The 21,821-nt window shown below is 64.5% G+C and carries 21 protein-coding genes; 20 read left to right on the top strand and 1 reads right to left on the bottom strand.

Annotated elements, in window-relative coordinates; translation table 11 throughout:
- The 10 genes from alaS to aroQ all read left to right on the top strand — a co-directional run.
- Window positions 1-2,094, top strand: a 2,094-nt coding sequence (gene alaS / locus QM609_RS26900; protein WP_283337619.1) for an alanine--tRNA ligase, incomplete at its 5' end; no start/stop codon positions are given.
- A gap of 2 nt (window positions 2,095-2,096) precedes the next feature.
- Entirely contained in the window at window positions 2,097-2,630 is a 534-nt protein-coding gene (gene ruvX / locus QM609_RS26895) for a Holliday junction resolvase RuvX (protein ID WP_003944838.1), read from the top strand.
- On the top strand, window positions 2,627-3,937 hold the full coding sequence (gene mltG, locus QM609_RS26890; protein WP_042445689.1) for an endolytic transglycosylase MltG: 1,311 nt from the start codon (window positions 2,627-2,629) through the stop codon (window positions 3,935-3,937). The genes ruvX and mltG overlap by 4 nt, the downstream gene beginning before the upstream one ends.
- On the top strand, window positions 3,927-4,766 hold the full coding sequence (locus QM609_RS26885; protein WP_007728034.1) for a shikimate dehydrogenase: 840 nt from the start codon (window positions 3,927-3,929) through the stop codon (window positions 4,764-4,766). The genes mltG and QM609_RS26885 overlap by 11 nt, the downstream gene beginning before the upstream one ends.
- A 182-nt stretch (window positions 4,767-4,948) precedes the next feature.
- Window positions 4,949-5,470 (top strand): prepilin peptidase, encoded by a 522-nt coding sequence (locus QM609_RS26880; protein WP_238588005.1) that lies wholly within the window; start codon window positions 4,949-4,951, stop codon window positions 5,468-5,470.
- 225 nt (window positions 5,471-5,695) lie between these two features.
- Complete coding sequence (locus QM609_RS26875) at window positions 5,696-6,394, top strand: S1 family peptidase (RefSeq protein WP_007728030.1); 699 nt, start codon at window positions 5,696-5,698, stop codon at window positions 6,392-6,394.
- A 111-nt stretch (window positions 6,395-6,505) separates the two neighbouring features.
- Window positions 6,506-7,693 carry a chorismate synthase gene (gene aroC / locus QM609_RS26870; RefSeq protein ID WP_003944974.1) on the top strand — a complete coding sequence of 396 codons (1,188 nt, stop codon included), beginning with the start codon at window positions 6,506-6,508 and terminating at the stop codon, window positions 7,691-7,693.
- 13 nt (window positions 7,694-7,706) lie between these two features.
- The gene (locus tag QM609_RS26865; RefSeq protein ID WP_030536425.1) at window positions 7,707-8,216 is read left to right on the top strand and encodes a shikimate kinase; all 510 of its coding nucleotides are present in this window, start codon (window positions 7,707-7,709) and stop codon (window positions 8,214-8,216) included.
- Between the two features lie 25 nt (window positions 8,217-8,241).
- Window positions 8,242-9,351, top strand: a complete 1,110-nt coding sequence (aroB, locus tag QM609_RS26860) for a 3-dehydroquinate synthase (RefSeq protein WP_003944873.1) — start codon at window positions 8,242-8,244, stop codon at window positions 9,349-9,351.
- Entirely contained in the window at window positions 9,348-9,776 is a 429-nt protein-coding gene (aroQ, locus tag QM609_RS26855) for a type II 3-dehydroquinate dehydratase (protein ID WP_003944916.1), read from the top strand. Before aroB ends, aroQ begins: the two co-directional genes overlap by 4 nt.
- A gap of 87 nt (window positions 9,777-9,863) precedes the next feature.
- Here aroQ and QM609_RS26850 read toward each other — a convergent pair whose 3' ends face one another.
- Window positions 9,864-10,472 carry a B-4DMT family transporter gene (locus tag QM609_RS26850; RefSeq protein ID WP_019748369.1) on the bottom strand — a complete coding sequence of 203 codons (609 nt, stop codon included), beginning with the start codon at window positions 10,470-10,472 and terminating at the stop codon, window positions 9,864-9,866.
- A gap of 111 nt (window positions 10,473-10,583) precedes the next feature.
- Here QM609_RS26850 and QM609_RS26845 point away from each other — a divergent pair, with 111 nt between their 5' ends.
- The 10 genes from QM609_RS26845 to pyrF all read left to right on the top strand — a co-directional run bounded on the left by QM609_RS26845 (window position 10,584) and on the right by pyrF (window position 21,782).
- A complete protein-coding gene (locus QM609_RS26845; protein ID WP_003944812.1) occupies window positions 10,584-11,678 on the top strand; it encodes a M24 family metallopeptidase in 1,095 nt (364 codons plus the stop codon).
- A gap of 34 nt (window positions 11,679-11,712) precedes the next feature.
- Complete coding sequence (gene efp, locus QM609_RS26840) at window positions 11,713-12,276, top strand: elongation factor P (RefSeq protein WP_003944958.1); 564 nt, start codon at window positions 11,713-11,715, stop codon at window positions 12,274-12,276.
- Window positions 12,277-12,774 carry a transcription antitermination factor NusB gene (gene nusB, locus QM609_RS26835; protein ID WP_007728014.1) on the top strand — a complete coding sequence of 166 codons (498 nt, stop codon included), beginning with the start codon at window positions 12,277-12,279 and terminating at the stop codon, window positions 12,772-12,774.
- Between the two features lie 172 nt (window positions 12,775-12,946).
- Window positions 12,947-13,588 (top strand): bifunctional pyr operon transcriptional regulator/uracil phosphoribosyltransferase PyrR, encoded by a 642-nt coding sequence (gene pyrR / locus QM609_RS26830; protein ID WP_003944977.1) that lies wholly within the window; start codon window positions 12,947-12,949, stop codon window positions 13,586-13,588.
- Complete coding sequence (locus tag QM609_RS26825; RefSeq protein ID WP_003944883.1) at window positions 13,585-14,529, top strand: aspartate carbamoyltransferase catalytic subunit; 945 nt, start codon at window positions 13,585-13,587, stop codon at window positions 14,527-14,529. Before pyrR ends, QM609_RS26825 begins: the two co-directional genes overlap by 4 nt.
- A gap of 26 nt (window positions 14,530-14,555) precedes the next feature.
- Window positions 14,556-15,863 (top strand): dihydroorotase, encoded by a 1,308-nt coding sequence (locus tag QM609_RS26820; protein WP_003944990.1) that lies wholly within the window; start codon window positions 14,556-14,558, stop codon window positions 15,861-15,863.
- 6 nt (window positions 15,864-15,869) lie between these two features.
- Window positions 15,870-16,436: a PH-like domain-containing protein gene (locus QM609_RS26815; RefSeq protein WP_003944773.1), complete on the top strand. Its 567-nt coding sequence runs from the start codon at window positions 15,870-15,872 to the stop codon at window positions 16,434-16,436.
- Entirely contained in the window at window positions 16,433-17,608 is a 1,176-nt protein-coding gene (gene carA, locus QM609_RS26810; RefSeq protein WP_007728009.1) for a glutamine-hydrolyzing carbamoyl-phosphate synthase small subunit, read from the top strand. The genes QM609_RS26815 and carA overlap by 4 nt, the downstream gene beginning before the upstream one ends.
- Window positions 17,608-20,964, top strand: coding sequence for a carbamoyl-phosphate synthase large subunit (gene carB, locus QM609_RS26805; protein WP_003945010.1), 3,357 nt, complete (start codon window positions 17,608-17,610; stop codon window positions 20,962-20,964). The genes carA and carB overlap by 1 nt, the downstream gene beginning before the upstream one ends.
- Complete coding sequence (gene pyrF / locus QM609_RS26800) at window positions 20,961-21,782, top strand: orotidine-5'-phosphate decarboxylase (RefSeq protein ID WP_050656337.1); 822 nt, start codon at window positions 20,961-20,963, stop codon at window positions 21,780-21,782. The genes carB and pyrF overlap by 4 nt, the downstream gene beginning before the upstream one ends.
- The last annotated feature ends 39 nt before the right edge of the window (window positions 21,783-21,821 follow it).

Here is a 21,821-nt window from a genome sequence, read left to right as displayed (position 1 = left end):
CGCTACATCGAGATCTGGAACCTCGTGTTCATGCAGAACGAGCGCGGCGAGGGCACCAACAAGGGCGACTACCCGATCCTCGGACCGTTGCCGAAGAAGAACATCGACACCGGCATGGGCGTCGAGCGCGTTGCGTTCCTCCTGCAGGGCGTCGAAAACGTCTACGAGACAGATCTTCTCCGCCCCGTCATCGACAAGGCCGCCGAACTGACCGGCAGTGTCTACGGGACCGACCACACTTCAGACGTCCGTTTCCGCGTCATCGCCGACCACGCACGCACCGCAGCGATGTTGATCGCCGACGGTGTGAACCCCGGCAACTACGGCCGCGGCTACGTCCTGCGCCGGTTGCTGCGTCGCATCGTGCGTTCGGCCAAACTGCTCGGCAGCGAGCAGCCCACCATGCGCGAGTTCATGATCGTCGTCCGCGACACGATGGCGCCGTCGTACCCGGTTCTGGAAACCGACTTCACGCGCATCGAGAACGTTGCCGTCGGCGAGGAGACCGCGTTCCTCAAGACGCTGGCTTCGGGTTCTGCTCTGTTCGAGAATGCTGCCGAGACGGTCAAGTCGTCCGGAAAGTCGGTCATCGCCGGCGATCAGGCGTTTGCACTGCACGACACCTACGGCTTCCCGATCGACCTCACGCTCGAGATGGCGTCCGAGGCCGGTCTCACCGTGGACGAGGACGGCTTCCGCACGCTCATGGCCGAGCAGCGCAAGCGCGCCAAGGACGACGCTCAGGCTCGTAAGCACGCCCATGCCGACCTCACGGTCTACAAGGAACTGCTCGACCGAGGCGCCACCGAGTTCACCGGTTTCGACGAGCTCGTCTCCGAGGCTCACGTCCTCGCACTGATCGTCGACGGTGTCCGCGTGCCGGTCGCGACGGCCGGTCAGGACGTCGAGGTCATCCTCGACCGCAGCCCGCTCTACGCAGAGTCCGGTGGACAGATCGCCGACATCGGTTCGCTCACCGCGCCGGGCCTCGAAGCCAAGGTCAACGACGTACAGAAGATCGCCAAGAAGGTCTGGACGCACAAGGTGACGGTGCAGAAGGGCGAGATCACCGAGGGCGACGTCGTGCTCGCGCACGTCGACGCCGAGTGGCGCAAGGGTGCAACCCAGGGGCACTCCGGCACCCACATGGTGCACGCTGCGCTGCGTCAGGTGCTCGGCCCCAACGCGGTGCAGGCGGGCTCGCTCAACAAGCCGGGTTACCTCCGCTTCGACTTCTCCTGGCAGGGCGCGCTGTCCGACTCCCAGAAGCAGGACATCGAGGCACTCACCAACGAAGCCGTGGCGTCGAACTACGCGGTCAACACATTTGTCACGGATCTCGACAAGGCCAAGGCGATGGGTGCGATGGCACTCTTCGGTGAGAACTACGGCGACGAGGTTCGCGTCGTCGAAATCGGCGGGCCGTTCTCGATGGAACTGTGCGGTGGCACTCACGTCGGAAGCTCCGCACAGATCGGTCAGGTAACGCTGCTCGGTGAGCAGTCGGTCGGCTCCGGAATCCGACGCGTCGAGGCGTACGTCGGTTTGGACTCCTACCGCTACCTCGCCAAGGAACGCGCGCTCCTGGCCGGACTCTCCTCCTCTCTGAAGGTTCCTTCGGAAGAGGTGCCCGCCCGCGTCGAGGCGCTCGTCGAGCGACTCAAGGTGGCCGAGAAGGAACTCGAGCAGACAAAGGCCAAGGCTGTGCTGGCGTCGGCAGGCGAGTACGTCGCCAAGGCCAAGCGCATCGGTAGCGTCCTCGTCATCGCCGAGCCTGCTCCCGCCGGAGTCGGCGGAAACGACCTGCGCAGCCTAGTCACGGACATCAAGGGTCGCCTCGGCTCCGAACCTGCCGTCGTAGCTCTGCTCGGTGACGTCGACGGCAAGGTTCCGTTCGTGGTCGCCTCGAGCAAGGCAGCTCAAGGTCTCGGTGTGAAGGCCGGTGAGCTGGTCGCGTCGTTCGGTCCCAAGATCGGCGGCCGCGGCGGCGGAAAGCCCGACATGGCCCAGGGTTCGGGTTCGGACTCCGCCGGAATCCCGGCGGCGCTCGATGCGATCCGGGACAGAGTCGGAGAGCTGGCGGGCGGCAGCTGACGGTGGTGGCTACGCAACAGGGTCCCGATCGCCCCGGCATCGACGACCCTGGTCGCGGGCGGCGCATCGCCATCGACGTGGGCAGTGTTCGCATCGGCGTCGCGTCCAGCGACCCCGACGGCATCCTCGCGACACCGGTGGAAACGGTTCCACGCTCGAAGGAGCGTGGGCCCGACGCGCCGGATATCCGGCGCATTATCGCCATCGTGTCCGAATACGAGGCCGTTGAGGTTATCGTCGGACTGCCACAGACGCTGCGCGGTGAGCAAGGTAAGGCCGCCGGTATCGCGACTGCATTCGCCAAACGACTGCAGCGGGCCGTCGAACCGATCCCGGTGAGACTGTCCGACGAACGACTGACGACCGTCACGGCTGCGCGCAATCTCCGCGAAAGTGGAGTCAAGGCACGCGGCCAGCGACCGATGATCGATCAGGCTGCGGCGGTGGAAATCCTGCAAGGCTGGCTGGACGAGCGGAGTAGAGCTGTGAAACCAGGGGAGTCGTCGAAGGACGCTGCACTGGAGGGCGATCTGTGAACGCGCGGTGGGATGAGGGCGGCGGAAGCCGGCCCACCAGTTCGTTCGACTTCGACAACGACGAGACCATGGTCATGCGTGCACTGCCGCAGAACATCGATCCGCCGCATATGTCGCGAGCCGAGGCACGCAAGCAACGCGAAGCGCGCAACAAGCGCGCCAAGCGTGGCAAGAAGGTCGGCGTTCTCGCCCTGCTGGTGTTGGTGATCGCAGTCCTCGGTGTCGGTGCATACGGCGCTCTCTGGTACATGGATCGCAACAAGACCGCGGAGGATTTTGCCGGCCCCGGCGGCGCACCCGTGGTCATCCAGATCAACAGTGGAGAAACCGCATCGGAGATCGGTGCGACGCTCGAGGCGAAGAACGTCGTCGCGAGTTCCGCTGCTTTCTACAACGCGGCGATCGCCAATCCGTCTGAGATCCAGAAGGTGCAACCCGGCTTCTACCAGGTGCCGGTGCAGAGTAGCGCCGCGAGCGCACTCGACACCTTGGTTGCCCCGGACTCCCGAGTCGGCAGTGTTGTCATCGCCGAAGGGCGTCAGCTGCACGACAGTTCGGACGCGCAGACCGGCTCGCTCAAGAAGGGCATCTACAACCTCATTTCCGAGGCGAGTTGTGTCGGCCCGGTTTCCGCTCAGAAATGTGTCTCGACAGACGAATTGAACACTGCGGGAGCATCTTCCGATCTGGCTTCGCTCGGCGTGCCCGAATGGGCGATGTCGTCGGTCAAGAGCGTGCCGGACAAGGACCGTCAGCTCGAAGGCCTGATCGCCGCCAGCAGTTGGGATTTCGATCCCACTGCGACACCGACCGAGATCCTGCGGTCGTTGGTCGAGGGTAGCGCCGCCAAGTACGAGGCCACGGGAATTCTGACAGCCGGCAGCGGGGTCGGAATGTCTCCGTACCAGTTGTTGGTGGCAGCGTCGCTGGTCGAGCGTGAGGCGTTGCCCGCTGACATGGCCAAGGTCGCGCGGGTGATCGTCAACCGACTCGCAGTCGATCAGCCTCTGCAGTTCGACTCCACGGTCAACTATTCACTCGACACCACCGAGGTCGCAACCACGGATGCCGACCGTGAGCGCGTCACGCCGTGGAACACGTACGCAATGCCGGGTCTGCCTGCAACGCCCATCGCTTCGCCGAGCATCGACGCACTGAAGGCCGTGGAATCGCCGGCGGCCGGTGACTGGTTGTACTTCGTCACGATCAACAAGGAAGGCCAGACGCTCTTCACCAAGAGCTACGAGGAGCATTTGGCCAACATCGAACTGGCACAGCAAAGTGGGATTCTCGACAGTGGACGGTAGTACCGCGACTTCGCTCGCGACGCCCCGTAAGGCGGCAGTTCTCGGAAGCCCGATCGCTCACTCGAAGTCCCCGTTGCTGCATCTTGCGGCGTACGCGGCTTTGGGGCTGAGCGATTGGACCTACGAGCGGATCGAATGCACCGGCGAGCAGTTGCCTGCCCTCGTCGACTCACTCGGCCCCGAATGGATCGGCCTCTCGGTGACGATGCCGGGCAAGATCGCAGCACTCGAATATGCCACCGAACGCACACCGCGAGCGGTGACCATCGGCTCGGCCAACACCCTGGTTCGCATCGACGGCGGTTGGCGTGCCGACTGCACGGACGTCGACGGAGTCAGCGGTGCGTTGATCGCCGGCGGTGTCGGCGATCTCAGCGGCACTTCGGCGGTAGTTGTCGGCGCGGGCGGCACCGCGCGGCCGGCATTGGTCGCGTTGGCCGACATGGGAGTTCGGACAGTCACCGTGGTCGCGCGTGATCCGGGGCGCGCATCCGGTGCCATCGAATGCGGCGGCGCGGTCGGGTTGGACATAGATCTGGTCGCCTTCGACGACGCACGGCTAGGCGGGATCTGTGCCGAATCCTCGGTCTTGGTCAGTACCGTTCCCGCGGAAGCGGCAGCGCCCTTTGCCCAGCAATTGGGGAAGGCGCGATTTGTCCTCGACGCGATCTACAACCCCTGGCCGACGCCACTTGCTTTGGTTGTCGAGGCGGCCGGTGGCACGGTGATCGGTGGCCTCGAGATGTTGCTCAATCAGGCCTTCGGGCAGGTAGAGCAGTTCACGGGCAAGCCCGCTCCGCGAGAGGCGATGGCAGCCGCTATCGCCTAGCTCTGTTCACAGTGTCGAGGTAGTCCACAAGACAATTCGTAGTCTGCCGCTGGTGAACGCCAGACGCCAAGCTCGAAACCATGTGGACGTTGGTGGTCTTGGCAGGCGCTGGGGTAATCGCTGGTTTCGGTGCTCGGGCGATCGTCGACAATTGGTTGCGGCGACACGGTTATCGACCAGTCGTGACTTTCTGTTGTGTGCCGCAGTGCGCCGTCGCAACAGGCTGGGTTGTCGTCGGTGCGCTGAATACCTCGGTGGTGCAGTTACTTTCCGGTCTCGCCGTGGTGTGGTGGTGCGTCGCGATCTCGACTGTCGACCTGGCTGTGCGTCGGCTGCCCAACAGTTTCACGCTGCCGGGCTACGCCGTCGTGATGGTCTACGCGACGGTGTCGGGAACGGTGTGGGTGGCGGTGGTGGGGTCGGCACTGCTCGCCGGAATCCACCTCCTGGCGCACGTGATGTCGCCTGGTTCCATGGGTGTCGGCGATGTGAAGCTCTCGCTTCCTCTGGGCGCCGTGACCGGATTGGTGGGAGCGGACGCCTGGCTGTGGTCGTTGGTGTCTGCGTCGGTGCTCACCGCAACGCTGGGCACCGCGCTGGAACTGCGTAGACGAGGGCCGGTAGCCCACAATTCGCCCATTGCGCACGGACCCTCGATGTGCCTGGCAGCCTGCGGTTCGATTGCGTTTGCCTGGCTGACGTGACGAGTGCAACATCCGCGAGAAGTCTGGCGTTATTGACCGTTCAACGACGGACGGTGAACTGCAGGAAAGACGTAACCGTCGGTTTCATAAATGCGGGTATTGCCAGCGCGCGGTCCCAGTATGCGGCGAGTCGGACTTGCCGAATGTCCACACCCTGACGTTCACTGAGGTTTCGGAAATGGGACAAAACGAATCTCGTTTCGCACTCGATTATCGGGGGAACCTATGCGCACAAGGCTTTTCGTCGCTGCGGCAGCCTGTTTGGCGGCTGTGGCTGCAGGAGCGGGCGTCGCCGGCGCCGCGCCTGCACCTTCATCGGTGGCACTGGGCGGGGGCTCAGGAATCCTGCTGCCGGACGTGGATCACTCCGATCCTGACCGAGTTGCAGCATGCACGTTGACCGCGGTCGGCTACGACAACGCCGGTTCTCTCGTGGCACTCACCGCCGGACACTGCGGAGTTGTCGGGGACCGGGTGTTCGCCGAGTACCTGCCCGAGGCCGGACCCATCGGTCGGTTCTCTTACTCGAGCCCGGTCTCGGACATCGCCGTGATCGATCTCGACGACGCCAAGGTAGCTCCGCTGCGTACCGTCGGCGGCACGACGATCAACGGAATCGGCGCCCCGCCGGCACCGGGCACGATCGTGTGCAAGGAAGGCCGTTCGACCGGCAACACGTGCGGTATCACCTGGGGCTACGACTCCGTCTACGGTGAGATCGTCGAGCACACGTGCTCGATTCCCGGTGATTCCGGTGGACCGCTCGTCGTCGGTGACCGCTTGGTGGGCTTGATCAGCAACGGCTACCCGCCGTACTGCTTCGAGCCGCTTCCGCCGCCGTTCCACGCTCCCGACAACTCGGCGGACATCAACATCGGTTTGGCTGACATCAACGCAAACGGTGGAGGATTCCGCCTGTTCTAGACCCACAGGTACCTCTGAGATGGCCCACACGCCTCGTGCGTGTGGGCCATCTGTGTTCACCGGGAGGACCACTGTGACAACTGAGGTCTGCGACGTGGAAAGATGGGCGGCGTGCTGCGTTGGATAACTGCCGGAGAATCCCATGGTCCCGCCCTCGTCGCGATGCTCGAGGGCATGGTCGCGGGGGTCGAAGTGACCTCTGAGGCCATCTCGTCCGAGCTTGCCCGTCGTCGCCTCGGTTACGGCCGTGGCGCACGGATGAAGTTCGAGGCCGACAAGGTCACCATCATCGGCGGTGTCCGCCACGGATTTACTCTCGGTGGCCCCGTGGCCATCGAGATCGGCAACACCGAGTGGCCCAAGTGGGAAACCATCATGTCCGCCGACCCGGTCGACCCGGACCTGCTCGCCGATCAGGCGCGCAATGCCCCGTTGACGCGCCCGCGTCCCGGACACGCCGATTACAGCGGCATGCTCAAGTACGGCTTCAACGATGCGCGTCCCGTCCTCGAGCGCGCCAGCGCTCGCGAGACCGCAGCCCGCGTGGCCGCTGGAACCGTCGCACGGTCCTTTCTGCGTCAGGTATTCGGTGCCGAGGTCGTTTCACACGTTATTTCCATCGGTGCTTCCGAGCCGTACGTCGGACCCGTGCCTGAGGGCAAGGATCTCGACGCGATCGACGCGAGCCCGGTCCGCGCATTCGACAAGGCTGCAGAAGAGTCGATGATCGCCGAAATCGAATCGGCGAAGAAGGACGGCGACACCCTCGGTGGCGTCGTGGAGGTCGTCATCCACGGCCTGCCGGTCGGACTCGGCACTTTCGTCAGCGGCGCCGAGCGTCTCGATTCACGACTTGCTGCTGCTCTCATGGGAATTCAGGCCATCAAGGGCGTCGAGGTCGGCGACGGCTTCGAGACCGCGCGCCGTCGTGGCAGCGAAGCTCACGACGAAATCCGCCCGGGCCCGGACGGCATCGTGCGCTCCACCAACCGCGCAGGCGGTATCGAAGGTGGCATGACCAATGGCGAGGCTCTTCGAGTTCGCGCCGCGATGAAGCCGATCTCGACGGTTCCGCGCGCTCTGGCGACGGTCGACATGGAGAGCGGCGAAGAAGCGGTTGCCATCCACCAGCGCAGCGACGTGTGCGCGGTTCCGGCCGCCGGCGTCGTCGCCGAGTCGATGGTCGCGCTCGTCGTGGCTCAGGCCGCACTCGAAAAGTTCGGTGGTGATTCCATTGCTGAAACCACTGCCAACTACCGTCGTTACGCCGAGGGCATCGCAGCCCGACCGCCTCGATAGGACTCACGTATCGATGAAGCCGAAGGCTGTACTCATCGGTCCGCCCGGTGCCGGCAAATCGACCATCGGTCGACGTCTCGCGCAGGCACTCGAACTCGAATTGGTCGATACCGACGCCGAGATCGAACGGACCACGGGTAGGACGATCCCGGAGATCTTCACCCATGACGGAGAGCCTCGGTTTCGTGAGATCGAGGAATCGGTGGTTCGCGAAGCGTTGCAGGCCACCGACGGAATCGTCTCGCTCGGCGGTGGTGCGATCCTCTCCGATCGCACGCGCGAACTGCTCCAGGGGCACACGGTCATCTACCTCGAGATCAGTGTCGCCGAAGGGCTTCGCCGCACTGGGGCGAACAATCATCGCCCGCTGCTGGCCGGCGGAGATCCCAAGGTCAAGTACCAGGAGTTGATGAGGCGTCGTCGTCCGCTGTACCGGCGTTCGGCCACGATTCGGATTCGGACCGACGGCCGAAGTCCGGCGCGTGTCGTCGGGCAACTGGTGTCGAAACTTCAAGACAAATGAACAACCGGAGCGGAGTAGTGGAGCAGTGACCGAACCCGTACGTGTAGAGGTGAAGACCGCAAGTCCTTACCCGGTCGTGATCGGCCGCGGCCTGCTCGGTGATCTCGTTGCCGAGTTCGACGGCGCGCGCACTGTCGCGATCTTCCATCAGCCGCCGCTGGCAGAGACCGCGGAGGCCGTACGGGCTGCGTTGGCGGAGAAGGGAATCGACGCCCACCGTATCGAGATCCCCGATGCCGAGGACGGCAAGGATCTTGCTGTCGCGGGCTTCTGCTGGGACGTGCTCGGCCGGATCGGCCTGACTCGCAGCGACGCGATCATGAGTTTGGGCGGGGGAGCGGCGACCGACCTCACCGGCTTCGTCGCGGCTACGTGGATGCGCGGTGTCAAGGTAGTTCACGTCCCCACCACCTTGCTCGCGATGGTCGACGCAGCAGTGGGCGGCAAGACCGGTATCAACACCGAAGCGGGCAAGAACCTCGTCGGTTCGTTCCACGAGCCGGGAGCGGTGTTCATCGATCTCGCGACGCTCGAGACTGTGCCGCACAACGAGATCGTTGCAGGCATGGCCGAGGTCATCAAGACCGGATTCATCGCCGACCCGGTGATCCTGGATCTCATCGAAGCCGATCCCAAGGCAGCTCTCGATCCGTCGGGAACTGTTCTGCCCGAGTTGATTCGGCGCTCCGTAGAGGTCAAGGCCAAGGTCGTGGCCGCGGATCTGCGCGAGTCGGATCTGCGCGAAATCCTCAACTACGGCCACACCCTCGGCCACGCGATCGAACGTCGTGAGCGCTACAAGTGGCGCCACGGTGCCGCTGTCTCCGTCGGCCTGGTCTTCGCTGCCGAACTCGGACGGCTCGCGGGCCGACTCGACGACGCCACCGCGGATCGTCACAAGTCGATCCTCGATCTCGTCGGGCTGCCGACGTCGTACGACGGTGATGCGTTCGGCGATCTGATGAAGGGAATGCAGACCGACAAGAAGAACCGTGCCGGGCTGCTGCGTTTCGTGGTCCTCGACGGACTGGCCAAGCCGGGTCGCCTCGAGGGGCCGGATCCGAGTCTGCTGGTTGCGGCGTACTCCGCGATTGCCCGCGATGCGCGGCCGGCCGGCGGAACGGTCCTGTTGTGAGGATCAACGTCGTCAACGGACCCAATCTGGGGCGTCTGGGTAAGCGTCAGCCCGAGGTCTACGGCGCGACCACACACGACGATCTGATCGAATTGTGCGTCGCGGCAGGCAAGGAGCTCGGCGTCGAGGTGATCGTCCGTCAGAGCGATCACGAAGGCGATCTGCTCGGTTGGATCCACGACGCGGCGGACGCGGGGGAACCGGTGATCCTCAATGCCGGTGGCTTGACGCACACGTCGGTGGTCCTGCGAGATGCATGCGCCGAACTGACCGCAGGTCTCGTCGAGGTACACATCTCGAACGTTCATGCGCGAGAAGAGTTTCGGCACCACTCCTACCTGAGTCCGATTGCGACCGGAGTGATCGTCGGACTCGGCGTCGCCGCGTATCCGCTTGCGATCAGGTTCCTCGCCGAGCGAGGCTGAACGAGGGAAGTCGAAAAAACAGCCACACGAATGCGGCCCCGAGGAAAATATCCTCGGGGCCGCATTCGGTTGTGTGGACGGTGGGCGTTACTGCTCGCGCTTGCCCAGATCGATCGCCGGGAAGACCGCGGTATCGGCGTCGGATTCCTCGACGGACATCGCGGCTCCGCTGTATGCGTGCTGCTCGGTGGGGGAGTCGTAGCCCTCGCTGACGGGCACCGGTTCGTGGTGACGCTCGTGGGACGGGGTCTGCGGAGCTGTTCCGTTCTTGCGCTGTTCACGGCTGACGAAGAAGCGTCCGACGGTGATGGCGATCATGGCGGGGACGAAGATGAGAAGGATCGTGAACGCCGCACCGGAGGTCACCTCGAAGAACAAGCCCTGCTGGGTGAGTTCGAGGGAGGGGACCAGGCTGAGTGCCCAGCTGGCAGCGCCGGCGACGAACCCGCCGACCAATGCGGCCTTGAGCCACAGCATGGTCAGATCGGCGCCGTCCTCGGGTTCGGGGAAATTCCGGCGGTCACGAATGCCGTCGATACCACCCCAGATCGCGGCGAAGACGATGACGATCAACAGGGACAGCCAGCGCAGGGTGGACCCCTGAAGTGGCCACTGTGCGATCGCTGCACCGAGCAACGCACGAAACACAACATGTATCAGGGCCATGCCGAGGCCACGTACCAACCACGCATTCATGGGTACAGCCTAACTAGAACCCATTACACCTTGTGGCCTAACCCACACTTATTGCTGTAACCGCGAGTTTCGAGTTGATCGGCAGGTCTGCGCGGGCGGTAGGTTCGAGGGATGCCGGTCGACTTCAGAACACGCCGTGAATCCCTCAGACGCCTCCTCTCGGAGCGCGAACTCGACGCGATTCTCGTCACAGATCTCCTCAACATCAGATACCTCACCGGTTTCACCGGTTCCAATGCGGCGCTCGTCGTCAGTGCATCCGATTCAGCGTCCGACGAGCGTGAGACGGTGATTTGCACCGACGGCCGCTACGTGACGCAGGTGTCAGAGCAGGTGCCGGACCTTCGGGCCGAAATCGCCCGTTCGAGTGCTGCGCACTTGATCGAGAAGTCCACGGCGCCCGTTCTCGCGTTCGAGTCACATGTGGCGACGTTCGCCGAACATCGGGCTTGGACCGAAGCAGCGCCGAAGATCCGGTTCGAACCGGTGAGCGGACTCGTCGAACAATTGCGCATGGTCAAGGACGAGTACGAGGTGGAGTTGTTGCGAGCCGCGTGCACCGCAGCCGATGTCGCGTTGGCGCAGTTGATCGCTCGCGGCGGTCTGCGACCTGGCCGAACGGAACGAGAGGTCGGCCGCGAGCTGGAAAATCTGATGCTCGACAACGGGGCGGACGGTATTTCCTTCGAGACGATCGTGGCGGCCGGCGCCAACTCGGCGATTCCGCATCACCGACCGACCGATGCGATCCTGGCGTCGGGTGACTTCGTGAAACTCGACTTCGGAGCCCAGGTCGGTGGGTACCACTCGGACATGACACGGACCTACGTGCTCGAGTCCGTTTCCGATTGGCAACGGGAGATTTACGAGCTCGTCGCGCGTTCGCAAGCTGCCGGTTGCGACGCGCTCGCGCCGGGTGTCGAATGTGCGGCAGTCGACGCCGTCGCCCGTGCGGTGATCGACGATGCAGGCTACGGCGAGTTGTTCCTGCACGGCCTCGGCCACGGTGTGGGGCTCGAAATCCACGAAGCACCGGGGATCGGCAAGCTCGGCACCGGTACACTTCTTTCCGGCGCGGCGGTGACCGTCGAGCCGGGCGTGTACTTCTCCGGGCGCGGAGGTGTACGGATCGAGGACACGCTCGTTGTTCGTGAGCAGGGGCCAGAGCTGCTCACACTGACCGCAAAAGACCTTACCGTCGTCTGAGACGGTTTCCCGACCCCTAGGAGACGCGAAGCAAGTGGCTTCCACCAGTGATTTCAAGAATGGTCTGGTTCTGCAGATCGAAGGCCAGCTGTGGACGATCATCGAGTTCCAGCACGTCAAGCCCGGCAAGGGCCCTGCCTTCGTGCGCACCAAGCTCAAGAACGTGCTCTCGGGCAAGGTAGTGGACAAGACGTTCAACGCCGGTGTGAAGGTCGAGACCGCCACGGTCGACCGTCGTGACATGACGTACCTGTACCACGACGGCAGCGACTACATCTTCATGGACGGCGACACCTACGACCAGGTGTCGATCAGCGAGTCCACCGTCGGCGACCAGTCGCGTTTCCTGCTCGAGAACATGGCAGTCCAGGTCGCGACCCACGAAGACGTTCCCCTCTTCGTCGAGCTTCCGGTCACCGTCGAGCTCGTCGTCAAGCACACCGATCCGGGCCTGCAGGGCGACCGCTCCACCGGCGGCACCAAGCCTGCCACCCTCGAGACCGGTGCCGAGATCAACGTCCCGCTCTTCATCAACACCGGTGACAAGCTCAAGGTCGATTCCCGTGACGGCAACTACCTCGGGCGTGTGAATTCCTGAGTGTCCGGCACACATAAGAAACTCGGTGCACGCCACAAGGCGCGCAAGCGTGCCGTCGACTTCCTCTTCGAAGCCGAGGCACGTGACCTCGATCCGGTCGCACTGGCGTCGGAGCGTTCCGATCTGTCCGTCAAGGACGACGCGGTAGCACCCGTCGCGGCCTACACCGTCACGTTGGTGTCCGGCGTTGCGGAGAATCTGGACCGGATCGATCAGGTCATCTCCTCGCATCTGCAGGACTGGACGCTCGAGCGTCTGCCCGCCGTCGACCGTGCGATTCTGCGTATCGCCGTGTGGGAGCTCTTCCACGCGACGGACGTTCCCCCGGTTGTCGCCGTGGACGAGGCCGTCGAACTCGCGAAGCAGCTCTCGACGGACGACTCTCCGGGATTCGTCAACGGAATCCTCGGCCAGGTCGTTCTCGTTGCGCCGCAGGTTCGATCGGCTGCGGCCGCGACCTCCCAGCGCGCGCAGGAATCGGATTCGGGTACCGAGTAGCAAGTTTTGTTCCACCACCGCCGTGCGAGTGTCACCGACCGGTTGTGTGTCTGCACACAACCGGTCGGAGTCGCTGCTCGCACGGCGGGATCAGGTCTGTCGGCTGATAGGGTGGGGACCGTCAGACATCCTTTAACGATCCGTCCAGTGAGGCGGAGAAGGAGGTCGCTGCATGAGCGTGCCCGAAGGGTCTCGCCCATCCGATCTTGCAGGTCCAGGTAACTCGAAGGCGCCGGTCGGTGCCGAGGCAGGTAGCGAAACCCGCGAATTGTTGTCCGCCCAGGATGTGGGCCGGACCATCGCGCGGATCGCTCACGAGATCATCGAGAAGACCGCACTCGACGGACCCGAGGGAACTGCCCCTCGTGTGGTCCTGATCGGTATCCCGACGCGTGGAACCACCCTCGCCACGCGACTGCGCGCCAAGATCGAAGAATTCTCCGGTGTGCGACTTCCCATCGGATCTCTCGACATCACCCTCTACCGCGACGATCTCCGGAACAAGCCGCACCGCCCGCTCGAGCGCACGTCCGTCCCCGAGGGTGGCGTCGACAATGCGCTGGTCGTTCTCGTGGACGACGTCCTCTTCTCCGGTCGCACCGTGCGCTCGGCACTCGACGCGTTGCGCGATCTGGGCCGCCCCCGCGCGGTCCAACTCGCAGTGCTCGTGGATCGTGGTCACCGCGAACTCCCGCTGCGCGCCGACTACGTCGGCAAGAACGTCCCGACCGCGAGGTCCGAGGACGTCAAGGTTCTCCTCCAGGAGCACGACGGCAGGGAAGCGGTAGTCATCTCCGGGGGTAAGAGCGCGTGAAGCACCTACTTTCCATCGCGGACCTCGATCGTGAGTCCGCGGTAGAACTTCTCGACGAGGCAGAACGGTTCGAGCAGGCACTTCTGGGACGAGAGGTACGCAAGCTCCCGACGCTGCGCGGACGCACGGTCATGACGGTGTTCTTCGAGAACTCGACGCGCACCCGGGTGTCTTTCGAGGTGGCAGGCAAATGGATGAGTGCCGACGTCATCAATGTCAGCGCATCCAGTTCCTCGGTGTCCAAAGGTGAATCCCTGCGCGATACCGCGATGACCCTGCGCGCGGCCGGTGCCGACGCACTCATCGTGCGCCACCCGGCTTCGGGCGCCGCCCACCAGATCGCAAAGTGGACCGGAGCGGCCGACGACGGTGGCCCGGCAGTCATCAACGCAGGTGACGGCACGCACGAGCACCCCACTCAGGCGCTTCTCGACGCTTTGACCCTTCGCCAGCGTCTCGGCGACATCGAGGGCAAGCGGATCGCCATCGTCGGCGACATCCTGCACAGCCGTGTCGCCCGCTCCAACGCACTGCTGCTCTCGATGCTCGGTGCCGAGGTTGTTCTTGTTGCGCCGCCGACACTGCTGCCGGTCGGTGCGCACACGTGGCCGGTCACGGTTTCGCATTCGCTCGACGCGGAACTGCCCGGACTCGACGCGGTGCTGATGCTGCGGGTTCAGGCCGAACGCATGAACGGTGGCTTCTTCCCGTCGCAGCGCGAGTACTCGATCAACTACGGCCTGTCCGAGAAGCGGCTGGCGATGCTGGCCGATCACGCGGTGGTCCTGCACCCCGGCCCGATGCTGCGCGGCATGGAGATTGCATCCGCCGTTGCCGATTCCTCCAAAACTGCTGTACTGCAACAGGTTACCAACGGCGTACACATGCGCATGGCTGTCTTGTTCCGACTGCTGGTCGGGTCGGAGGACGGTGCGCTGTGACCAGAAACGAGAACGGAGAATCACCCGTGAGTGTCCTGCTCCGCGGAGTCCTGATCTACGGAGAAGGTGAGCCCACCGACGTACTCGTCGGCGACGGCACGATCCTCGAGATCGGCGTGGACCTCGATCCGGCCACGGCATCCGAGGTGATCGATGCCGGCGGGCAGATCCTGCTTCCCGGCTTCGTGGACCTGCACACACATCTGCGTGAGCCCGGCCGCGAAGACACCGAGACCATCGAAACTGGAAGCTCGGCAGCGGCTCTGGGTGGATACACCGCGGTCTTCGCGATGGCCAACACGAGTCCCGTCGCCGATTCGGTGGTCATCACCGATCACGTCTGGCGACGCGGGCAGGAAGTCGGCCTCGTCGACGTCCACCCCGTCGGCGCAGTCACAGCGGGCCTGGAAGGCAAGCAACTCGCCGAGATGGCGACCATGGCCGCAGGCGTCGGCAAGGTCAAGATGTTCTCCGACGACGGCCACTGCGTCTACGACCCGCTGATCATGCGTCGCGCGCTCGAATACTCCAGCTCACTGGGCGTCCTGATCGCCCAGCACGCGGAAGAGCCGCGTTTGACCGTCGGTGCGGTCGCCCACGAGGGCCCCACGGCCGCGCGTCTCGGCCTGGCCGGATGGCCGCGAGCAGCCGAAGAATCGATCGTGGCCCGCGACGCACTGCTCGCGCGTGACGCCGGCGCCCGCGTTCACATTTGCCACGCCTCCACGGCCGGAACCGTCGAACTCGTGAAGTGGGCTCGCAGCCAAGGGATTTCGATCACCGCCGAGGTCACCCCGCATCACCTGCTCCTCGACGATTCACGGCTCGAGACGTACGACGCGATCAACAAGGTCAACCCGCCCTTGCGTGAGGCCAGTGATGTTGCCGCGCTGCGCAAGGGTCTGGCCGAGGGAATCATCGACTGCGTCGCGACCGACCATGCTCCGCACGCCGAGCAGGACAAGTGCTGCGAGTTCGCAGCCGCTCGCCCTGGAATGCTCGGCCTCGAGACCGCACTCTCGATCATCGTGCAGACGATGGTCCAGCCCGGCTTGTTGGACTGGCGCGGTGTTGCCCGGGTCATGAGCGAGCGCCCCGCGGCAATCGTCGGCCTCGACGATCAGGGCCGTCCCATCGAGGTGGGGGAGCCCGCGAACCTGACATTGGTCGATCCGTCGGCCGAGTGGACGGTCCACGGTCCCGACCTGGCGAGTGTCGCGCATAACACTCCGTACGAGTCGATGACATTGCCCGCTCGGGTCACGACCACACTGTTACGTGGCCGCATCACCGCACACGACGGGAATGTGCGGCTGCGGAGTAGCGAGGAGTAGCGCGTCATGGACAGAGCACTGTGGATCATCGGTCTGGCGATCTTCTGGGTCGCGATGATCGGCCTGATGTACGTCGGCTGGCGTGGACGCGCTCGACGCCAGAAAGACAAGATCGGCGAACTGCCGACGGTACCGGCAACCCTGGGTGAACTGCTCGTCCTGCCGACCACCGGCCTGTACGTCGGCAGCACCATCGCACCCAGTTGGCAGGACCGAATCGCCGTCGGCGACCTCGGTTTCCGCGCCACCTGCGAGATCAGCCGCTACAGCGGCGGAATTCTGGTCGAGCGTGACGGCGCGTCGGCCATCTGGATTCCGGAGAAGTCGATCCGCGCGATCCGCACGGAGAACGGTCTTGCCGGCAAGGTCATGAGCAAGGACGGCGTCCTGGTGATTCGCTGGGAATTGCCGAGCGGAACCGAGATCGACACGGGCGTGCGCGGTGACGACAAGACGGTTTATCCGGACTGGGTCAAGCCGGTGACTGCTTCGAACAAGACCGCTTCGAACAAGACGAATGACAACGAAGACGCAAGCTCTGGCGACATCGAGCAGAACGGAAAGAACGCATGAGCGGCTTTGACAACAGCCCCGCAGTACTGGTCCTCGAAGACGGACGGGTGTTCCGCGGAACCACCTTCGGTGCGGTTGGACAGACCCTGGGCGAAGCGGTGTTCAGCACCGGAATGACCGGCTACCAGGAAACGCTCACCGATCCCAGCTACCACCGCCAGATCGTCGTCTCCACCGCACCGCAGATCGGCAACACCGGCTGGAACGACGAAGACGACGAGTCGGTCGGACCGACCGGCGAGCGTGCCGGCGCCAAGATCTGGGTTGCCGGGTACGTCGTTCGTGACCCCTCGCGCGTCACCTCGAGCTGGCGTGCAACCGGTTCGCTGCAGGCCAAGCTCGAAGAGCAGGGCATCGTCGGAATCGCCGGGATCGACACTCGTGCCCTGGTTCGCCACCTGCGTACTCGCGGTTCGATGAAGGCCGGAATTTTTTCCGGTGAAGCCATCGCCGCCGATGACGAACTGGTCCGACGGGTTCAGGATCAGCCGACCATGCTCGGCGCCGATCTTGCCGGTGAGGTCAGCACCACCAGCGGCTACGTCGTCGAGCCGAAGGGCGGGGAGGCGCTGTACACGGTTGCCGCCATCGACCTCGGTATCAAGACCAACACCCCGCGCATGTTCGCCGAGCGCGGTATCCGCGTCCACGTGTTGCCGTCCAACGCGAGTCTCGAACAGATCCTCGACCTGAAGGCCGACGGAGTGTTCCTCTCCAACGGTCCCGGTGACCCGGCCACCGCCGACGGCGCAGTCCACCTCACGAAAGAGGTCATCGGACAGGGCTTGCCGCTGTTCGGTATCTGCTTCGGCAACCAGATCCTGGGCCGCGCCCTGGGCCTGAGCACCTACAAGATGAAGTTCGGCCACCGCGGCATCAACATCCCGGTGATCGAGCATCAGACCGGTCGCATCGCGATCACCGCTCAGAACCACGGCTTCGCGCTCGAAGGCGAAGCCGGTCAGGAATTCGACACCCCGTTCGGCCGCGCGGTGGTCAGCCACACCTGCGCCAACGACGGAGCCGTCGAAGGTGTTCGCCTGCTGGACGATTCGGCCTTCTCGGTGCAGTACCACCCCGAGGCGGCAGCCGGCCCGCACGACGCCGCGTACCTCTTCGACCGCTTCACCAGCCTGCTCTCCGCACGGAAAGAAACCGGAGTCAAGAACTAATGCCACGCCGTACAGATCTCAAGCACATCCTGGTAATCGGCTCCGGTCCGATCGTCATCGGTCAGGCCTGCGAGTTCGACTACTCGGGCACCCAGGCCTGCCGCGTCCTCCAGGAGGAGGGCCTGCGCGTCAGCCTGGTCAACTCCAACCCGGCCACCATCATGACGGACCCCGAGTTCGCCGACGCCACGTACGTCGAGCCGATCACGGCCGAGTTCCTCGAGAAGGTCATCGCCAAGGAAGCCTTGCAGGGCAACAAGATCGACGCCGTCCTCGCGACGCTCGGCGGTCAGACTGCGCTCAACGCCGCAGTGGCGCTGCACGAGCAGGGCATCCTCGAGAAGTACGACGTCGAACTGATCGGCGCCGACTTCGATGCCATCCAGCGCGGCGAGGATCGCCAGAAGTTCAAGGACATCGTCGCCAAGGTCGGTGGCGAATCCGCGAAGTCCGCAGTTTGCTACACGATGGACGAAGTACACGCCACGGTCGCCGAACTCGGCTACCCGGTTGTCGTGCGTCCGTCCTTCACCATGGGCGGCCTCGGTTCCGGCATGGCGTACGACGTCGACGATCTCAACCGCATCGCCGGTGGCGGTCTGGCCGCGTCGCCGACGGCGAACGTCCTGATCGAGGAATCCATCCTCGGCTGGAAGGAATACGAACTCGAGCTCATGCGCGACAGTCGCGACAACGTCGTGATCGTCTGCTCCATCGAGAACGTCGACCCGGTCGGTGTCCACACCGGAGACTCGGTCACCGTCGCCCCGGCGATGACGCTGACCGACCGCGAGTACCAGGCGATGCGCGACCTTTCCATCGACATTCTGCGTGAGGTGGGCGTCGACACCGGCGGCTGCAACATCCAGTTCGCGATGGACCCGAAGGACGGCCGCCTGGTCGTCATCGAGATGAACCCGCGTGTCTCCCGCTCGTCGGCTCTGGCGTCGAAGGCGACCGGTTACCCGATCGCGAAGATGGCGGCCAAGCTTGCCATCGGCTACACGCTCGACGAGATCGTCAACGACATCACCAAGGAAACCCCGGCTTGCTTCGAGCCGACGCTCGACTACGTCGTCGTCAAGGCTCCGCGGTTCGCTTTCGAGAAGTTCCCCGGTGCCGACGGAACTCTGACCACCACGATGAAGTCGGTGGGCGAGGCCATGAGCATCGGCCGCAACTTCACCGAGGCTTTCGGCAAGGTCATGCGTTCGCTCGAGACCAAGCGTGCGGGTTACTGGACCGGCGCCGACATCGAGACGGAGAGCCTGGATGCACTGCTCGCCGATCTGAGCGTTCCGCAGGACGGCCGCATGTACGGCATCGAGAAGGCATTCGCGCTCGGCGCAACTGTCGAGCAGCTCTTCGACGCCACCAAGATCGATCCGTGGTTCCTCGACCAGTTCCAGCAGATTCACGAGCTCGGTGAAAAGCTGCGCGCTGCAGAGTCTTTCGACGAGGCTTCCCTGCGTCAGGCCAAGTACCACGGCATCTCGGACCGCCAGATCGCGGCTCTGCGCCCCGAACTCGGTGGTGACACGCACGCAGGTGAGGACGCCGTTCGCGCTCTGCGTGATCAGCTGGGCGTGCGCCCTGTCTACAAGACCGTCGACACCTGCGCCGCAGAGTTCGAGGCCAAGACGCCGTACCACTACTCGACCTACGAGCTCGATCCCGAGGCCGAGTCCGAAGTTGCTCCGCAGACCGAGCGACCCAAGGTTCTGATCCTCGGATCCGGCCCCAACCGCATCGGTCAGGGCATCGAGTTCGACTACTCGTGTGTCCACGCGGCGCAGACGCTGTCCGAGGCCGGGTACGAGACCGTCATGGTCAACTGCAACCCCGAGACCGTCTCCACGGACTACGACACCGCTGATCGCCTGTACTTCGAGCCGCTGACGTTCGAGGACGTCTTCGAGGTCTACCGCGCGGAGGCGCAGTCGGGCACCGTTGCCGGCGTCATCGTCCAGCTCGGCGGCCAGACCCCGCTCGGACTGGCGAAGCGTCTCGAAGCTGCCGGCGTCCCCATCGTGGGAACCAGCCCCGCAGCCATCGACCTGGCGGAGGACCGCGGCGAATTCGGTCGCGTGCTCACCGAAGCCGGTCTGCCTGCACCGAAGTTCGGTACCGCCACCACGTTCGACGGCGCCCGCGAGATCGCGGCAGGCATCGGCTACCCGGTGCTGGTGCGTCCGTCGTACGTGCTCGGTGGCCGCGGCATGGAGATCGTCTACGACGAGGCTTCCCTCGCCGACTACATCTCGCGCGCCACGGAGATCTCCGACGATCGTCCGGTCCTGGTCGACCGCTTCCTCGAAGACGCGGTCGAGATCGACGTCGACGCTCTGTGCGACGGCACCGAGGTGTACCTCGGCGGCGTCATGGAGCACATCGAGGAAGCCGGCATTCACTCCGGTGACTCGGCGTGTGCGCTCCCGCCCATCACTCTGGGCCGGGCGGATCTCGAGAACGTCCGCCGCTCCACCGAGGCTCTCGCGAAGGGCATCGGCGTCAAGGGCCTGCTCAACGTCCAGTACGCCCTCAAGGACGACATCCTCTACGTGCTGGAAGCAAATCCCCGCGCCAGCCGCACGGTTCCGTTCGTGTCCAAGGCGACGGCCGTCCAGCTGGCCAAGGCATGCGCCCGCGTCATGCTCGGCGAATCCATCGCGGAACTGCGTGCGAGCGGCATTCTGCCGGCGAAGGGCGACGGCGGAAACACCCCGGCGGGTGCACCGATCGCGGTCAAGGAAGCTGTGTTGCCGTTCAACCGCTTCCGCCGCGCCGACGGTACCGGCGTGGATACCTTGCTCAGCCCGGAAATGAAGTCCACCGGTGAAGTCATGGGAATCGACTTCGACTTCGGTACGGCTTTTGCCAAGTCGCAGACTGCCGCCTACGGTTCGTTGCCCACCACGGGCGCGGTGTTCGTCTCGGTCGCCAACAAGGACAAGCGTTCGCTGATCTTCCCGGTCAAGCGCCTGGCAGACCTCGGATTCACCATTCTTGCCACCGAAGGAACCGCAGATGTTTTGCGGCGCAACGGTATCGAGTGCAAGCAGGTGTACAAGCAGTCGGGTGAAGATGTTCCGGCCGGTGCCGAGACCATCGTTGACCAGATCCGCAGCGGCGAGGTCGCCATGGTCATCAACACGCCGTACGGCAACAACGGCCCGCGTGTCGACGGCTACGAGATCCGAAGCGCAGCGGTTGCGTCGAACATCCCGTGCATCACGACGGTGCAGGGCGCCTCGGCTGCCGTGCAGGGCATCGAAGCAGCCATTCGCGGCGACATCGGAGTTCACTCCCTGCAGGAATTGCACGCAGGTCTTCGTCAGCCGGCACAGCAGTCGTGAGTCACAGTTGGGGGCATCGTCTCCGGTCCGCGATCGCGGACCGGGGGCGGCTGTGCGTCGGTATCGACCCGCATCCCGCGCTTCTCGACGCGTGGGGACTGCCACGTACCGCCGAAGGTCTCGAGACTTTCGCCGAGATCTGCGTCGAGGCCTTCACCGGTGAGGTCGGACTGGTCAAACCTCAGGTCGCGTTCTTCGAGGCTTACGGCAGCGCCGGCTTCGCCGTGTTGGAGCGGACCATCTCGGTTCTTCGTGATGCGGGAACTCTGGTCGTCGCGGATGCCAAGCGCGGTGACATCGGTTCGACGATGGACGCGTACGCGCAAGCCTGGTTGGGTGATTCGCCGTTGGCCTCCGACTCGGTCACCGTTTCGCCGTACCTGGGATTCGGGGCGCTGACTCCGACACTCGAACTGGCAAGGCAGAACGCCCGCGGGATCTTCGTCCTGGCACGAACCTCCAATCCGGAAGGCGGCGTACTTCAACAGTCGTCGACTGACGGTGTGAGCGTGGCTCAGTCGATCGTCGACGCTGCGGTCGATGCGAACGGCGACGGCCGTGACACCGTCGGACTGGTGGTCGGTGCAACTCGGGACCACGGTCTGGACCTGTCGCAGTTCAACGGCCCGATTCTCGCTCCGGGACTCGGCGCGCAGGGTGCGACGGCAGCGGATCTCGCAGACATCTTCGCGGGATCGACCGAGCTCCTGCTGCCGAACACTTCCCGTGGGGTGCTCAAGCATGGTCCTTCGGTATCGGCACTTCGGGAGGCAGCAATGCGTGACCGAGACGAGATCGAAGCCGCATTGGCGAACTGATCCGTGAGTGACCTCGAGGCTCGTTCGAGCGGTGGAACC

The sequence above is a fragment of the Rhodococcus sp. IEGM 1302 genome (genome assembly GCF_030056935.1).
GTDB lineage: Bacteria > Actinomycetota > Actinomycetes > Mycobacteriales > Mycobacteriaceae > Rhodococcus_F > Rhodococcus_F qingshengii.
Note: the sequence above shows the minus strand (reverse complement) of the source record. Positions and strands in the feature narration are given on the sequence as shown.

What these genes read in the sequence shown, in the direction of transcription:
- QM609_RS26875 (WP_007728030.1), top strand. Translation starts at nt 5,696, where the DNA reads ATGCGCACAAGGCTTTTCGTCGCTGCGGCAGCCTGTTTGGCGGCTGTG.
- QM609_RS26865 (WP_030536425.1), top strand. Translation starts at nt 7,707, where the DNA reads ATGAAGCCGAAGGCTGTACTCATCGGTCCGCCCGGTGCCGGCAAATCG.
- QM609_RS26850 (WP_019748369.1), bottom strand. Translation starts at nt 10,472, where the DNA reads ATGAATGCGTGGTTGGTACGTGGCCTCGGCATGGCCCTGATACATGTT.
- QM609_RS26845 (WP_003944812.1), top strand. Translation starts at nt 10,584, where the DNA reads ATGCCGGTCGACTTCAGAACACGCCGTGAATCCCTCAGACGCCTCCTC.
- pyrR (WP_003944977.1), top strand. Translation starts at nt 12,947, where the DNA reads ATGAGCGTGCCCGAAGGGTCTCGCCCATCCGATCTTGCAGGTCCAGGT.
- QM609_RS26815 (WP_003944773.1), top strand. Translation starts at nt 15,870, where the DNA reads ATGGACAGAGCACTGTGGATCATCGGTCTGGCGATCTTCTGGGTCGCG.
- carA (WP_007728009.1), top strand. Translation starts at nt 16,433, where the DNA reads ATGAGCGGCTTTGACAACAGCCCCGCAGTACTGGTCCTCGAAGACGGA.
- carB (WP_003945010.1), top strand. Translation starts at nt 17,608, where the DNA reads ATGCCACGCCGTACAGATCTCAAGCACATCCTGGTAATCGGCTCCGGT.